The sequence below is a fragment of the uncultured Sphingomonas sp. genome, from assembly GCF_964235535.1.
Taxonomy (GTDB): domain Bacteria; phylum Pseudomonadota; class Alphaproteobacteria; order Sphingomonadales; family Sphingomonadaceae; genus Sphingomonas.
Window position 1 is genome coordinate 34,979 of record NZ_CAXSBH010000018.1, and the last position, 15,223, is coordinate 50,201.

Genomic DNA, 15,223 nt, shown 5'->3' on the forward strand with positions numbered 1-15,223 from the left:
ATGCTTACCACGCATCCATTCGACGACGACAAGCTGCACGAGGAATGCGGCGTGTTCGGGGTCTCCGGCACCCCGAGCGCGGCCGCTTTGGTAGCGCTCGGCCTTCATGCGCTCCAGCACCGGGGGCAGGAGGCGGTGGGGATCACCAGCTATGACGGCGACAATTTTCATACGCACCGGGCGATGGGACATGTGGCGGGCAATTTCGACCGCGACGAGGTGATCCGCGCGCTCACGGGCGAGGTCGCGACCGGCCATGTCCGCTACGCCACGACCGGCGACACCGCGCTCCGCAACGTCCAGCCGCTCTATGCCGAGCTGCAAAGCGGCGGCTTCGCTATCGCGCATAACGGCAATCTGTCCAACGCCGCCCGGCTCCGGCGCGAGCTTGTCCGGCGCGGGTCGATCTTCCAGTCGACCAGCGATACCGAGGTGATCATCCACCTCGTCGCCACCTCCAACTACCGTACGCTGCTCGACCGCTTAATCGACGCGTTGAAGCAGGTGGAGGGCGCCTATTCGCTGGTGGTGATGACGCCCGAGGGCATGATCGCCTGCCGCGACCCGCTCGGCATCCGGCCGCTGGTCATGGGTCGGCTCGACGACGCAGTGATCTTCGCGAGCGAGACGGTGGCGCTCGACGTGTGCGGCGCGACGTTCGAGCGCGCGGTCGATCCCGGCGAGCTGATCATCGTGCAAGGGACCGAGATCCGATCGATCCGCCCGTTCGCCCCGATGGCGGCGCGGCCGTGCATCTTCGAATGGGTGTATTTCTCGCGCCCTGACTCGATCGTCGACGAACAGTCGATCTACACCGTTCGCAAGGAGATCGGCGCGCAGCTTGCTGCCGAGTCGAGCGTCGACGCGGACCTGGTCATTCCCGTCCCTGATTCGGGCGTGCCTGCGGCGATCGGGTATGCGCAGGCGTCGGGCATCCCGTTCGAGCTGGGCATCATCCGATCGCACTATGTGGGCCGCACCTTCATCCAGCCGGGCGACAAGGTCCGGCATCTGGGCGTCAAGCTGAAGCACAACGCCAACCGCGCGCTGATAAAGGGCAAGCGCGTTATCCTGGTTGACGACTCGATCGTGCGCGGGACCACCAGCCTCAAGATCGTGCAGATGATGCGCGAGGCGGGCGCGGCGGAGGTGCATCTGCGCGTCGCCTCGCCGCCGACGGCGCATTCCTGCTTCTACGGCGTCGACACGCCCGAGCGCGCAGGCCTGCTCGCGGCCAAGCACGATCTGTGCGGGATGACGGACTTCATCCATGCCGACAGCCTGGCGTTCGTGTCGATCGACGGGCTGTACAAAGCGCTGGGCGAGGCCAAGCGCGCGGACGTGCGGCCCAAATACTGCGACGCGTGCTTCACCGGCGATTACCCGACGACGCTGACCGATCAGGACGAGTCGGCCGAGGTCGACCAGTTCGCGATGCTCGCCGAGCGGGTGAACTGAATGCCGGGACCGCTGGACGGCAAGCTCGCGCTCGTCACGGGAGCAAGCCGGGGCATCGGCGCGGCGACCGCGACCGCGCTGGGTCTGGCGGGAGCGCATGTCGTGCTGACCGCGCGCACCGCGGCCGGGCTGGAGGAGGTCGAACAGGCGATCTTCGACGCGGGCGGATCGGCGACGATCGCACCGCTCGACCTGACGCAGACCGACGCGATCGCGCGGCTGGCGGCGGCGGTGAGCGAGCGGTGGCAGGCGCTCGACGTCATGGTGCTGAACGCGGCCATGCTCGGATCGCTGACGCCGGTGCCGGCGATCGATCCCAAGGAGTTCGCCAAGGTGCTGACGCTCAACGTCAGCGCGCAGGTCGCGCTGCTGACCGCGTTCGACCCGATGTTGCGGGCGTCCGACGGCGCGCGGGTGATCGGGGTCACCTCGTCGGTCGGGCGTTCCCCACGCGCCTATTGGGGCACATACGGCGCGTCCAAGGCGGCGTTCGAGAATATCGTGCTCGCGTACGGCGACGAGCTGGCGGAGATCGGCGGGGTGCGCACGATGATCCTCGATCCCGGCGCGACGCGAACCCGGATGCGCGAGGACGCATTTCCAGGCGAGGACCCGCTGTCGGTGAAGGAGCCAGCGGTCGTAGCGTCGCGGATCGCCGAGCTGGCCGTTTCGGGCTTCGAGCAGGGCCACCACGAGCGGGTCAGCACCTGACCAGCGTCACCTGCGCGACGTCGATGCCGCCGCCGCGAAAGCCGCCTTCGCAATATTGCAGGTAGTAGCGCCACAGCCGCCGGAAGCGCTCGTCGTAGCGGGGCGGCAGGTCGGCGGCGTCGAACGCCTCGCGCCAGCGGCGGAGCGTCTCGGCGTAATCGAGCCCGAAGGCGTAATGGTCGCGCCATTCGAGCCCGCGCTCCTGCGCCAATGCGCGGAAACGGCTGTCCGACAGGAGCATGCCGCCGGGGAAGACGTAGCGCTGGATGAAGTCGACGCTGTCCGCATAAGCAGGGAATATGTCGTCGGCGATGGAGATGTACTGGATCGCGGCGCGTCCGCCGGGCCTGAGCACGCGCGCGATCGTATCGAGATAGGCGGGCCAATATTCCTGGCCGACCGCCTCCACCATCTCGATGCTGACGACCGCGTCATAGTGACCCTCGACATTGCGATAATCTTCGAGCGAGATGGTAACGCTAGGTAACGCTAACGCGTCGATATGCGCCTTCTGCTCGGTGGAGAGCGTCAGCGCATCAACCGCCCTGCCCTGCCCGCTCGCAAGCGCGGCGAACGAGCCCCAACCGCAGCCGATCTCGAGAATGCGGTCGCCGGGCTTGGTGGCGGTTCGGTCGAGGACCGCCTGGAGCTTGCGGCGCTGCGCCCGCTCGAGCGGCTCGTCGGGCTCAGCGAAGATCGCGCTGGAGTAGGTTTTGGTCGGGTCGAGCCACAGGCGGTAGAAGTCGTTGCCCAGATCGTAATGCGCGGCGATGTTGCGGCGGGCGTTCGCGGGGCTGTTCGCGCGGCGTCTGTGCCACCAGCGGAGCGAAGGTCGCATCGGGCCGGCGGCCCGAGCGGACGATGCGAGGCTGACGCGATTGCGCATGAACAGGTCGAACAGCGGCACGGGATCGGGGCTCGACCAGTCGCCCGCCGCCCAAGCCTCGTACCAGCCGACCGACCCACCGAGCGCCAGCCGGACCAGCGCGCGCCAGCGGTGGAGCGTGACGACCGGCACGGGGCCGCGCGCGCGGCCGCCGAGCAGGCGGCGCGTACCGTCGGGGAGGTGCGCGTCGATGCCGCCGGTTTCTAATCGCTCGTCGAGGCGGTCGAGGAAGCGGTGGAACGGGGCGGCGACTAGCCAGGCGAGTCGCGGGGGGCGAAGGTAACGAAGGTCACGCGAGTTTGGCGTAAAATCGCCTCGAACCGGGCGCTGTAAGGTGGGTTGGGCGGTCGGGTCGAGGCGTCGCAAATCGTGCACGGGCGCGGCTATGGCAAAGCGGCAAGCTGTAGGACAGCCCCGCGAACCGATTTCATCCCGTCACCCCGGACTTGTTCCGGGGTCCCGCTTCTACGGCGCAAGTTCCAAACCTGAAGCGGAAAGCGGGACCCCGGCTCAAGGCCGGGGTGACGAAGGGTCAAATCATGTGCGGTTGCTTGTCGACCATCCAGGTCTGGCCTTGGGCGAGCAGCTTCTGGAGGTTCGCCGCCTTGCCCTCGCTGGCCTGGGCGTTCTGGCGAACGACGGCGGACTCGAAGGTCGAGGCGGGGTCGTCATAGAGCATGCCGAGCGCCATCGGGAATGGGCCGAACGGCATCTCCACGAGCATGTGCGCGAGGCCGCGGTTGCACTGGTCGTGGACGATCACGCCAGCCGCACGCCAGTCGCCGTCGAGGACGTCGACAACGCGGAGCGTCAGCCGCTCGGCGTCGAGCGCCAGGCCCTTTTGCCGGCCCGCGAACAGCAGCGGCTCACCGTGCTCGACCCAGAGCTGGTTGGCGACCGACTGCTTCTTCTCGGTGAAGGGCGCGAATACGTCGTCGTTATAGACGATGCAGTTCTGGAAGATCTCGACGAACGCCGCGCCCTGGTGCGCGTAGGCCGCCTTGAGCACGTCCGTGAGCTTCTTGTGCACGTCGATCCCGCGCGCGACGAAGCGCGCGCCCGAGCCGAGCGCGAAGGCGCACGGGTTGGCGGGGGTGTCGACCGAGCCGAGCGGGGTCGAGGGCGTGCGCGTGCCGACGCGCGAGGTGGGCGAATATTGCCCCTTGGTCAGGCCGTAGATCTCGTTGTTGAACAGCAGAACCTGGCAGTTCAGGTTGCGCCGGAGGAGATGCATCGTGTGATTGCCGCCGATCGACAGCGCGTCGCCGTCGCCGGTGATGATCCACACGTCGAGGTCCGGATTGGCGAGCTTGACCCCCGTCGCCACCGCCGGCGCGCGGCCATGGATCGTGTGGAAGCCGTAGGTCTCCATGTAATAAGGGAAGCGCGACGAGCAGCCGATACCCGATACGAACACGGTGTTCTCGGGACGTGCGCCGATCTCGGGCATGGTGCGCTGCACCGCCTTCAGCACGGCATAGTCGCCGCAGCCGGGGCACCAGCGGACTTCCTGGTCGGTCTCCCAGTCCTTGGGCTTGGTGACGAAGGGGGTCATGTCGTTCATTGTCTAACCTTTACACCCTCTCCCGCTTTCGCGGGAGAGGGACAGGCGCGGTACGCGCCAGGGTGAGGGCAGTGGTGGGACGTAGTGCCCTCATCCGACCTCGCTTCGCTCGGCCACCTTCTCCCGCGAAAGCGGGAGAAGGGAGGCGTTACGCGTTTATCGCAGCGGGGCTGGGCAGCTGTCCCGCATTGACCGCCACTTCGCCGCCTTCGTTGCCGGATATGGCGTCGAAATAGGCCGCGATCGCCGCTTCGATCTCCGAGATGCGGAAGGGCTGGCCCGACACCTTGTTCAGGGGCTTGGCATCGACGAGGAACTGGTCGCGGAGCACGGTCTTGAGCTGGCCGGTGTTCATCTCGGGCACGAGGATGTTCTCGTAGCCGCGCAGGAGCGGGCCGAGGTTGGCGGGCATCGGCCATATATGGCGAATGTGGATGTGCGCCACGTCGAGCCCGCAGCGGCGGGCGCCGCGGACGGCCTGGTGAATGGGGCCGAAGGTGGAGCCCCAGCCTACGATCGCCAGCTTGCCCGATGTCTCGCCGAGTTCAACGACCTGGTCGGGCACGACGATGCCGTCGATCTTGTCGCGGCGGATGTCGGTCATCGCCTGGTGATTGGCGGGGGAATAGTCGATGTTGCCCGTGCCCATCGCCTTCTCGATCCCGCCGATGCGGTGGAGCAAGCCGGGTGTACCGGGCCGCGCCCAGGGGCGGGCGAGTTTATCGTCGCGGGCATAGGGCTTGAACCCGCCCTCGGGCACGTCGCGGGCGAAGGTAACGGGAAAGGGCTGGTAACCGCTGACGTCGGGCACTTTCCACGGCTCGGCGGCGTTGGCTATGTAGCCGTCGGTCAGGATCATGACGGGGGTCATGTAGGTGACGGCGATCCGTACCGCCTCGATCGCGACCTCGAAACAATCGGAGGGCGAGCGCGAGGCGAGCACGGGCATCGGCGCGTCGCCGTTGCGGCCGTAGACGGCCTGGTAGAGATCGGACTGCTCGGTCTTGGTCGGAAGCCCGGTTGACGGCCCGCCGCGCTGCGAATTGACGATGACGAGCGGGAGCTCGGTCATGATCGCCAGCCCTATCGCCTCGCCCTTGAGCGCGATGCCGGGCCCCGACGAGGAAGTGACGCCGAGCTGGCCCGCATAGCTCGCGCCGATCGCGCTCGCGATGGCGGCGATCTCGTCCTCCGCCTGGAAGGTGGTGACGCCGAACTCCTTCAGGCGCGCAAGATAGTGGAGGATCGCGGAGGCCGGGGTGATCGGATAGCCGCCGAAGAACATCGGCAGCTCGGCCAGCTGGGCGCCCGCGACCAGCCCCATGCTGATCGCCTCCGCGCCGGTGACGGTGCGGTACAGGCCGGGCTCGACGGGGGCGGGTGCGATCGCGTGCTGCTTCATCGGACCGGCGAGCTCGGCGGTCTCGCCGTAGGCATGGCCGGCGTTGAGCGCGGCGATGTTGGCCTCCGCGAGCAGCGGGATCTTGACGAATTTGGATTTCAGCCAGTCGACGATCGGCGCGCGGTCGCGGTCGAACATCCAGAGCGCGAGCCCCAGCGTCCACATATTCTTGCAGCGCAGCGCCTCCTTGTTGCCCAGCCCGAACGGCTTCACCGCATCGAGCGTCAGCTGCGAGATGTCGAACGCCATCAGCTGCCAGCGCGCGAGGCTCCCGTCCTCGAGCGGGTTGCTGTCGTATTTGGCCTTGGCGAGGTTACGCTCGGTAAACTCGCCCTTGTCGGCGATGATCAGCCCGCCCGCTTTCAGCGCATCCACGTTCACCTTCAGCCCAGCGGGGTTCATCGCGACGAGCATGTCGGGCTCGTCGCCCGCGGTCTCGATGTCGGTCGAGCCGAAATTGATCTGAAAGGCCGACACGCCGAACAAAGTCCCCTGCGGCGCGCGGATCTCGGCGGGGAAGTCGGGAAAGGTCGCCAGGTCGTTGCCCGCCAGCGCGGTCGACAGCGTGAACTGGCCGCCCGTCAGCTGCATGCCGTCGCCGCTGTCGCCGGCGAAGCGGACGACCACCGACTCCATGACGGGATGCGCGGCGGCCTCGGCGGGAGTGATCTCGTGGACGGCGGTGGCCATGGGCGTTCCTGCGACGGTTGAACTGCGGCTGTCTATGCGGCCGGGGGGCGTGATGGCCAATGTAGAATATGCGGCGGGTGCGGCAAGCTACCCTACCCCGCCCGGATCGGCCCGAACGCGTCGCCCAGGGTCAGGATCGCGTCGACGTGCCGCTCCGCGATCTCGGCCGCGTCGTCGCCGTAGCCGCCGCCGACCGTGCTCGCCAGGGGCAGACCGCGCGCTCGGGTCAGGCCGGCGACGAGGCGTTCGCGCGCGCGCAGGCCCTCGCGGGTGAGCGACAGGCGGCCCAGGCGGTCGCCCGCATAAGGGTCGACGCCCGCCTGGTAGAGGATCAGGTCGGGTGCGCGCGCATCGAGGAACGGGGCGAGCGTCACCTCCAATGTGGTCAGATACTCGTCGTCGCCCACTCCGTCCGCGAGCGGCACGTCGAGCGTGGACCTGGCCTTGCGGACGGGGAAGTTCTTCTCGGCGTGGACCGAGTAGGTCGCGATCCCCGGCCGGCCCGCCAGCAGCGCGGCGGTGCCGTCGCCCTGATGCACGTCGACATCGACGACCGCGACCCGCCGGACCGTTCCGTCCTGGATCAAGCGGACGGCGGCCACCGCCAGGTCGTTGAATATGCAAAAGCCCGCGCCGGTGTCGTGAAGCGCGTGGTGGCTGCCGCCCGCCGTGTTCGCGCCGTAGCCGTGCTCGAGCGCCAGCCGCGCCGCGAGCCAGGTTCCGCCGGGCACGACCGCCGCGCGTGCGGCGACCTCGGGCGTGACAGGAAAGCCGATCCGGCGCGTCTTGGCGGCGGGGACGCGAGCTTCCAGCACCTCGGCCACATAGTCGGGGTCGTGGACGGCTTCGAGCGCGGCGAGCGGGGTCGGGTCGGGTCGGTGCCAGGCTATCCGGTCGCCCTCGGCCATAAGCAGGTCGCGGATCAGGCCGTTCTTGTTCCAGCGATAGGTCGAGCGGGCCGGAGGGGAACCCCGCGAAGTATTACTTTGCGGGGACCCCGGGGCCGGGGCGACGTAGGCGGGATGGTGGACGACATGGATCACCAAGGGCTAGGTAGGCGCGACCGGCGTCGCGCAGGAGAGGTGCATGACCGACATGAGTTCGAGGCAGCCGTTCGTCCGCGCGGACGTTCGCGGGTTCCTCGATCATCTGAACGCGCTGTCCGGGCCGCGGACGCCCGAGATGGACGCCGCCGATCCGCCGGTGATCGAGCGGGGTCAGATCGCGGAGGTCCAGGGACGGCGCGTCATGACGCAGGCAATGGGATGAGCGATCCGACCGCCCTCCCCTACCGCCCCTGCGCCGGCGTCATGCTGTGCGACGCAGTGGGCCGCGTGTTCATCGGGCAGCGGATCGATACGGTGCTGGAGGCGTGGCAGATGCCGCAGGGCGGGATCGATCCGGGCGAGGACGCGGAAGTCGCCGCGCGGCGCGAGCTGGAGGAGGAGACGGGGATCGTCCCAGAGCTCGCCCGGCTGATCGCGCGCGCGCCGACCGAGCTGTTCTACGACCTGCCCCCCGAGCTGGTCGGCAAGGCGTGGAAGGGAAAGTGGCGCGGGCAGCGGCAATGGTGGTTCCTGTTTCGCTTCACGGGCCTCGACACCGACGTACGTCTCGACACCGCGCATCCCGAGTTCCGCGCCTGGCGCTGGGCCGACCCCGACGAGCTGCCGAAGGTGGCCGTGCCGTTCAAGCGAAAGCTGTACGAGGACGTGCTGGCGATGTTCCGCCCCCATTTGCCGCAAGGCCGGTAGCGCCCCCGACCGCGTGCCCGTACGCGCGCGTAATGCGATCGATCCTGCTCCTCGTCTCCGCATGGCTGTTGATCGGGAACGCCGACCTCCCGGAAGCGGTGCGGCGGATGCTCGATGCGGCGTACGCGTCGGGCAACGAGGGCGAGGTTGCGACGTTGGTGAAATACGCCAGCGCCGCCGCGCCGGAGTCGGCCGAGGCGATCGCGCGGGAGGCGGACAATTGGCGCGCGAAACGACGGGAGGCGCAGGCGGCCGCGCTCGCCGGGGCGTCGATCATCGAACTATGGCGCGGGCGTGCGGAGCTCGGCGGCTTCGTATCGACGGGCAACAGCGACGTGACGGGGTTGGCCGCCATCATCGACCTGACGCGCGAAGGGCCGCGGTGGCGCAACAAGCTCCGGCTGCAAGCGGACTATCAGGAGTCGGGCGGCATCGTCTCGCGCGAGCGTTACCTGTTCGCCTACGAGCCCAACTACAAGGTCGGCGACCGGACCTACATCTACGGAGCGGTGCAGGCGGAGAGCGACCGGTTCCTGGGCTATGACGGCCGTCTGTCGGCGTCGGCGGGAGGCGGCTTCGGCGCGATCCGGTCGCCGGCGTTGACGCTCGACCTTGAGCTCGGCCCCGCCTTTCGCCGGACGGACTTCAGCGACGACCGCACCGAGAGCGCGGTGGCCGCGCGCGGCCGGGTCGATCTCGATTGGAGGCTGACGCCGGCCATCACGCTCAGCCAGGACGCGTCCGCCTATCTCCAGACCGTCAACAGCACGGTCGCGAGCGTCACCGGGCTGAACGCCCGGCTGTTCGGACCGCTCTCCGCGCAGATCTCCTACGCCGTGCAGTATGAGAGCACGCCGACGGAGGGCCGCCGCACCACCGACACGACCAGCCGGGCGTCGCTCGTCTACAGCTTCTAGCGCCGTCCCGCGCGCGTCGCTAAACCCGGGCGATGCGGGAGTTGACCGAGACGGAGCAGGACGCGGTCGCGCAGATCGAGACCGGGCCGATGCTGGCGCAGGTATTGCGCTGGAGCGCGGTCAACAGCGGCACGGGCAACTTGCCGGGGCTGGCGACGATGGCGGAACTGCTCGGCGACGCGTTCTCGGCGTTGCCGGGGGAACTCGCCTTGGTCGAGCCTGAGCCCGCCGATCGGGTCGAGGCGGACGGGCGGGTCGTCGCGGTCGAGCATGGCCGGCATCTGCGGCTGTCGGTCAGGCCGGACGCGCCGGTGCGGATGTTGTTCACCGGGCACATGGACACGGTCTATCCGGCCGACCATCCGTTCCAGCAGGTGACCGAGCGCGGCGACGGCACCGTCGGCGGACCGGGCACGGCCGATATGAAGGGCGGCCTGGCGGTGATGCTCGCCGCGCTAGGAGCGGTCGAGGCGAGCCCGCTCGGGAGCCGGATCGGCTACGATGTCATGATCAACTCGGACGAGGAGACCGGGTCGCTCTCCTCCGCCCCGCTGATCGCGGAGCTCGCGCGCGGCAAGGTCGCGGCGCTGACCTACGAGCCCGCGCTGCCCGACGGCACGCTGGCCGGTGCGCGCGGCGGGACCGGCAACTTCTCGGTCGCGGTGGAGGGCCGAGCGGCGCATGCCGGGCGCAATCCGGAGGACGGCCGCAACGCGCTGGTCGCGGCGGCGGACCTGACGCTCAAGCTTGCGGCGGCGGCGTCGGCGGGGCTGACGGTCAATCCGGCGCGGATCGATGGCGGGGGACCTAACAACGTCGTCCCGGATCGTGCGGTGCTCCGCGTCAACTTCCGCCCGGTCGATGCCGACGCGGCCCGGCGCGCGCGGGCGGCGATCGACCGGGCGGCGGCGGACGTCGCCCGCGAACACGGGGTCGCGGTGCGCGTCCACGGATCGTTCAACCGTCCGCCCAAGCCCGTCGACGAGGGCGCGGCGCAGCTGTTCGCGCTGGTCGGCGAGGCGGGCGCGGCGCTCGGTATCCCCATCTCGGCGCGCGCGACCGGCGGGGTGTGCGACGGCAACAACATCGCCGCCGCCGGGGTGCCCGTGATCGACACGATGGGCGTCCGCGGCGGCGCTATCCATTCGCCCGACGAGTTCATGATCGTGGACAGCCTGGCCGAGCGCGCCGCGCTGTCGGCGGTTACGGTGCTGCGCATCGCCGAGCGGGGGCGCGTATGACACACGTCGTCCGCCCCGCCCGTCCCGGCGATCTGAAGCATCTGTACGAGATGTCCAAGCTGACCGGCGGCGGCTTCACCAACCTGCCGCCCGACCGCGAGGCGCTGCAGGCCAAGCTGGCGCAGAGCGAGGAGGCGTTCGCGCGCACCGGCGACGGCTTCACCGAGGAGCTGTTCGTGCTGGTGCTGGAGGACATCGACAGCGGCGAGGTGCGCGGCACGTGCCAGCTCTTCACCCATATCGGCCAGCGGCATCCGTTCTACAGCTACCGCCTGGGGACGCTGACCCAGCATAGTCGCGAGTTGGCTCGCACATTCCGCGCGGAGATGCTGTCGCTGTCGACCGACCTGGAGGGGTCGAGCGAGGTGGGCGGGCTGTTCCTTCATCCCGGCGAGCGCGCGGGCGGGCTGGGCATGCTGCTGGCGCGGAGCCGGTATCTGTTCATCCGCGCCCACCGCGCGCGCTTCGCCGACCGCGTGCTGGCGGAGCTGCGCGGCGTCATCGACGAGGCGGGCGGATCGCCCTTCTGGAACGGCCTGGCCGGGCGGTTCTTCGGCATGAATTTCCAGGACGCCGACGAGTTCAACGCCGTCAACGGACACCAGTTCATCGCCGATTTGATGCCCAAGCACCCGATCTACACCGCCATGCTCGAAGAGGACGCGCGCGCCGCGATCGGGCTGCCGCATCCCAGCGGCCGAGCGGCAATGCGGATGCTGGAGCGCGAGGGGTTCCGTTACGCCAACTATGTCGACATCTTCGACGGCGGGCCGACCATGACCGCGCAGACCGATCAGGTGCGGTCGGTCCGCGACGCGCGCGAGCACCGCGTCGTGCGCACCGACGGGATCGACGGCGAGGAGTCGCTGATCGCGACGGGCGCGATGCGCGATTTCCGCTGCACGGTCGGGCCGTTGCGCGAGGAGGAGGACGGCGTCGTTCTGTCCGCCGACGCCGCTCGCGCGCTCGGGGTGCGGAAGGACGCGCGCGTGTGGCATATCGGCCGGTGGTGACGCTCCGGGAGATCAACTTCGACGGGATCGTGGGGCCGAGCCACAATTATGCGGGGCTCAGCCCGGGCAACCTCGCCGCGACGCGGAGCGCGGGCGCGGTGTCGCGACCGCGCGCGGCGGCGTTACAGGGGATCGGGAAGATGCGGGCGAACCTGCGGCTTGGGCTGGTTCAGGGCGTATTGCTCCCTCACGCGCGGCCGGACCGGCGATGGCTGGGCGAGCTGTCCACTTCCTACGAGGACGCGTCCGCGCATCTGCGCGCGCAGGCGTTGTCGGCGTCGGCGATGTGGGCGGCGAACGCGGCGACCGTCTCGCCCGCCCCGGACACGGCCGACGGTCGCTGCCATCTGACCGTCGCGAACCTGCTGATGATGCCGCACCGCAGCCACGAATGGTCCGAGACCCTCGCGCAACTGCGCCTCGCCTTCGCCGACCCCGCCTTTGTAGTCCACCCGCCCGTCCCCGCGCCGTTCGGCGACGAGGGCGCGGCCAACCACATGCGGCTCAGCGTCACGCACGACGCGCCCGGCATCGAACTGTTCGTGTACGGCGAACGGGGGGGCTCGTTCCCCGCCCGCCAGCACCGCGAGGCGAGCGAGGCGGTGGCGCGCGCGCACCGGCTCGACCCGGCGCGCATCCTGTTCGTGCAGCAATCGGAGGCGGCGATCGCGGCTGGGGCGTTCCACAACGACGTGGTCGCCGTCGCCAACGGCCCAGTGCTGTTCGCGCACGAACAGGCGTTCGAACACCGCGAGCGGGTGCATGCCGACATTTGCCGCATCATGCCCGAAGCGGAGATCGTCGAGGTGCCCGCCGACCGGGTGAGCCTCGCCGACGCGGTGTCGAGTTACCTGTTCAACGCGCAGCTGGTCACGGTGCCGGATGGGACCATTACGTTGATCGTTCCGGGCGAGACGCGTGCGCATTCGAGCGTATGGGCGTGGTTATCCGAGATGATCGCCGGTAACGGCCCGATCCGCCGGATCGAAATGGTCGACGTGCGCGAGTCGATGGCGAACGGCGGGGGACCGGCCTGCCTGCGCCTGCGCGTCGTCGCCGATCCCGCCACCGTCGACCCGCGATTCCTGGTCGACGAGGCCAAGCTCGACCGCATCGCCGAGGTGATCGCGGCCTATTGGCCCGAGACGATCGATGCGGACGCGATCGGCGACCCGGCCCTGATCGTCCGCCTCGAGAGTGCCCGCGCGGCGCTGCTCGGAAGCCTCGATCTTGTCGAATTAACTTACAGGTAACCATGTCCGGTCGGGCCGGAACCGCGCAAATCCGCGATCGGCCCGGGACTTGCTCCGTGACGGGCATGTTCACCCGCTTCACCAGCCTTTTCGTCATCAAGACCAAGTTCGAGGCGTTCCTCGTGCTGTACGGCCTCGCTACCGGCGCAACCGAGCGCGGCGTGCATTACCTCCAGCAATATCCCGGCACCGGCGGCTGGATGATGTTCGCGGTCTGCCCGATCGCGGTGTTCATGGCGGGCGCGCGCATCCTCGACTCGATCGAGCGCGAACGGGCGGAGGGGTAGCGGGCCCGTCGGCCCCGCCCTAGACCGGGCAGGTGACCGACGCCGAACTCGCACGATCGATCGCCCGGGAAGCGGGCGAGCTGCTGATGCGGGTACGCGGGACGAGCGGGCTGACCGGCGCTGCGCTCGGCGACGAGGGTGACGCTCGGGCCAACGACCTCATCCTGAACCGGCTGGCGACCGAGCGGCCGGGCGACTCGGTCCTGTCGGAGGAGTCTTTCGACGACCAGGCGCGGTGCGCGACCCGGAGGGTATGGATCGTCGATCCGCTCGACGGTACGCGCGAGTACCGGGAGGGGCGGGGCGACTGGGCGGTGCATGTCGCGCTCGCGGTCGACCGCGCGGCGGCGGCGGGCGCGGTGGCGCTTCCCGCGCTCGGCCGCGTGCTGGCGAGCGACGAGGTCGTGGCGCCCTCCCCGCTCCCGGCCCGACCGCGCATGGTGGTCAGCCGCTCGCGCCCGCCCGCGATTGCGACGGCCGTCGCGCGCGCGCTGGATGCCGAGATGATCCCCATGGGATCGGCGGGCGCCAAGGCGATGGCGGTCGTCGCGGGCGAGGCGGACATCTACCTCCATGAAGGCGGGCAGTTCGAGTGGGACAATTGCGCCCCGGCGGCCGTGGCGCTGGCGCACGGGTACCACGCCAGCCGGATCGACGGCGCGCCGCTCGTCTATAACTGCCCCGACCCTCGGTTACCCGACCTGCTCGTCTGCCATCCCGCGCTCGCCGCGCGCGTGCTGGAGCTGGTCCGTGCGCACGCCTGATCAGATCGGCAACTTCTCCGACAGGTACGGATCGACCGGCGGCGCGTCGGGCACCGACAGGCGCGGCCCGGGCCGGGCGGCGTTGCGCTTGAGCCATTCCTCCGCGCCCGGTCGCCCGCGGATCGTCTTGTCGGTGCGCGTCTGGACGAGGCCGTAGATCGGGTTGTCACGGTAGCCCGGCGACGAGTCGCCCCACGCCCAGGCGAGATTGCCGTAGGTCGACGGGTCGCGCCCGTCGAGGCTCAGCCGGTCGTTCAGGTAGCAGGCGGTCGCCCAGCCCGTGCGCGGATCGGGGGTCATCGCGATCAGGCGCTTGGCCCAATACATCCGCAGGTTGTTGTGCATCCAGCCGTCGATCAGATATCCTTTCTGGGCGGCGTTCCAGGTCTCGTCGGCCGTCTCGCCGTGGAGCAGCGCGTCAAGCGTCTCGAGCTCCGGCCGGGGATCCTCGGCGTGGGCGGCGAGCTGACCCTGCGGATAGCGCGGGATGCGGGCGTAGCTTTCGGGCACCCGCATAGACCGCGCCTTGTAGTGGAACCACTCGCGCCAGGTGAGCAGCTCGTCGGCGAACTTGTCGCGCTGGGATTGCGGGACGTCGGCGGCCTGGATCGCCGCCATCACCTCGCGCGGACCGCACACGCCGAAATGGAGATAGGGCGACAAGGTACTCGCCCCCTCCGGCCGGGCGGCATTGTTGCGCGCCGCCGCATAGGCGGGCAGCACCTCGGTCGTCAGGCGGCGCAGGCGGACGAGCACCTCGTGGCGCGACCCGGGCAGCATCGCGCTGGGCGGTAGCGCGTGGTCGATGTCGAGCGAGGCGACGAGCGCGTCGATCTCCGCGTCGGACAGCCCGCCCAAGTGGTCGGGTTCGTATGCCAGGGGCCCGTCGTAGGGCGCGTGGCTCGTCTCCTCCTCATGCCAAGCATACCAGCCCTCGCGCGCCTTTTCGTGGCGGCGGCGAAAGGCGGAGGTGGTGCCCACGCCCTGGTCGAGCGCGGCGGGCGGGACGACGCAGGCGGCGTTGACCGCGATCACGGCCGTCCCGCTCTTGGCGGCGACGCGCTCCGCCTGCCACTGCGCGACGAAGGCGGGCTGGTCCTCCAGCACCAGGGCCGCGGCGTCGGCGGCGAGGCGGTAGACGAGGCCCTTCTCGCGCTTGGCCGCGCGGTCGACATACTGGACGCAGGCGAGCCCGCGCTTCTCGCACCCGATCGCGACATCCCGGCTCGCCCCCAGGATGAAGCGGTGGAGCCGGTCGGAGGCGAAGGGATAATCCTCGCGCA

15 protein-coding genes are annotated in these 15,223 nt (G+C 69.6%); 10 read left to right on the forward strand and 5 right to left on the reverse strand.

Annotation, left to right across the window (positions count from 1 at the left end; genetic code table 11):
• Positions 1 to 1,458 (forward strand): amidophosphoribosyltransferase, encoded by a 1,458-nt coding sequence (purF, locus tag ACFE7F_RS07750; RefSeq protein ID WP_375403276.1) that lies wholly within the window; start codon positions 1 to 3, stop codon positions 1,456 to 1,458.
• Positions 1,459 to 2,169, forward strand: a complete 711-nt coding sequence (locus tag ACFE7F_RS07755) for an SDR family NAD(P)-dependent oxidoreductase (RefSeq protein ID WP_375403277.1) — start codon at positions 1,459 to 1,461, stop codon at positions 2,167 to 2,169.
• Here ACFE7F_RS07755 and ACFE7F_RS07760 read toward each other — a convergent pair.
• The 4 genes from ACFE7F_RS07760 to ACFE7F_RS07775 all read right to left on the reverse strand — a co-directional run bounded on the left by ACFE7F_RS07760 (position 2,159) and on the right by ACFE7F_RS07775 (position 7,754).
• Positions 2,159 to 3,430, reverse strand: coding sequence for a class I SAM-dependent methyltransferase (locus ACFE7F_RS07760; RefSeq protein ID WP_375403278.1), 1,272 nt, complete (start codon positions 3,428 to 3,430; stop codon positions 2,159 to 2,161). The genes ACFE7F_RS07755 and ACFE7F_RS07760 overlap by 11 nt on opposite strands.
• 157 nt (positions 3,431 to 3,587) lie before the next feature.
• A complete protein-coding gene (locus ACFE7F_RS07765; protein ID WP_375403279.1) occupies positions 3,588 to 4,619 on the reverse strand; it encodes a 2-oxoacid:ferredoxin oxidoreductase subunit beta in 1,032 nt (343 codons plus the stop codon).
• Positions 4,620 to 4,767: 148 nt separating this feature from the next.
• Positions 4,768 to 6,711 (reverse strand): 2-oxoacid:acceptor oxidoreductase subunit alpha, encoded by a 1,944-nt coding sequence (locus tag ACFE7F_RS07770; protein WP_375403280.1) that lies wholly within the window; start codon positions 6,709 to 6,711, stop codon positions 4,768 to 4,770.
• A gap of 92 nt (positions 6,712 to 6,803) precedes the next feature.
• The gene (locus ACFE7F_RS07775) at positions 6,804 to 7,754 is read right to left on the reverse strand and encodes a histone deacetylase (protein ID WP_375403281.1); all 951 of its coding nucleotides are present in this window, start codon (positions 7,752 to 7,754) and stop codon (positions 6,804 to 6,806) included.
• Positions 7,755 to 7,797: 43 nt separating this feature from the next.
• Between ACFE7F_RS07775 and ACFE7F_RS07780 the strand changes: the two genes are divergently transcribed.
• The 8 genes from ACFE7F_RS07780 to ACFE7F_RS07815 all read left to right on the forward strand — a co-directional run bounded on the left by ACFE7F_RS07780 (position 7,798) and on the right by ACFE7F_RS07815 (position 13,940).
• A complete protein-coding gene (locus ACFE7F_RS07780) occupies positions 7,798 to 7,980 on the forward strand; it encodes a hypothetical protein (RefSeq protein ID WP_375403282.1) in 183 nt (60 codons plus the stop codon).
• Positions 7,977 to 8,465 carry an RNA pyrophosphohydrolase gene (locus ACFE7F_RS07785; RefSeq protein ID WP_375403283.1) on the forward strand — a complete coding sequence of 163 codons (489 nt, stop codon included), beginning with the start codon at positions 7,977 to 7,979 and terminating at the stop codon, positions 8,463 to 8,465. Before ACFE7F_RS07780 ends, ACFE7F_RS07785 begins: the two co-directional genes overlap by 4 nt.
• 32 nt (positions 8,466 to 8,497) lie before the next feature.
• A complete protein-coding gene (locus tag ACFE7F_RS07790) occupies positions 8,498 to 9,382 on the forward strand; it encodes a YdiY family protein (RefSeq protein ID WP_375403284.1) in 885 nt (294 codons plus the stop codon).
• A 32-nt stretch (positions 9,383 to 9,414) separates the two neighbouring features.
• Entirely contained in the window at positions 9,415 to 10,623 is a 1,209-nt protein-coding gene (locus ACFE7F_RS07795; protein WP_375403285.1) for a hydrolase, read from the forward strand.
• Positions 10,620 to 11,636, forward strand: coding sequence for an arginine N-succinyltransferase (locus ACFE7F_RS07800; RefSeq protein WP_375403286.1), 1,017 nt, complete (start codon positions 10,620 to 10,622; stop codon positions 11,634 to 11,636). Before ACFE7F_RS07795 ends, ACFE7F_RS07800 begins: the two co-directional genes overlap by 4 nt.
• On the forward strand, positions 11,633 to 12,889 hold the full coding sequence (locus tag ACFE7F_RS07805) for an N-succinylarginine dihydrolase (protein ID WP_375403290.1): 1,257 nt from the start codon (positions 11,633 to 11,635) through the stop codon (positions 12,887 to 12,889). The genes ACFE7F_RS07800 and ACFE7F_RS07805 overlap by 4 nt, the downstream gene beginning before the upstream one ends.
• A 65-nt stretch (positions 12,890 to 12,954) precedes the next feature.
• Positions 12,955 to 13,176, forward strand: coding sequence for a hypothetical protein (locus ACFE7F_RS07810; protein ID WP_375403291.1), 222 nt, complete (start codon positions 12,955 to 12,957; stop codon positions 13,174 to 13,176).
• A gap of 32 nt (positions 13,177 to 13,208) precedes the next feature.
• Positions 13,209 to 13,940: a 3'(2'),5'-bisphosphate nucleotidase CysQ gene (locus tag ACFE7F_RS07815; RefSeq protein WP_375403287.1), complete on the forward strand. Its 732-nt coding sequence runs from the start codon at positions 13,209 to 13,211 to the stop codon at positions 13,938 to 13,940.
• Here ACFE7F_RS07815 and ACFE7F_RS07820 read toward each other — a convergent pair.
• On the reverse strand, positions 13,941 to 15,223 hold a 1,283-nt coding region (locus ACFE7F_RS07820), incomplete at its 5' end, for a DNA photolyase (RefSeq protein ID WP_375403288.1).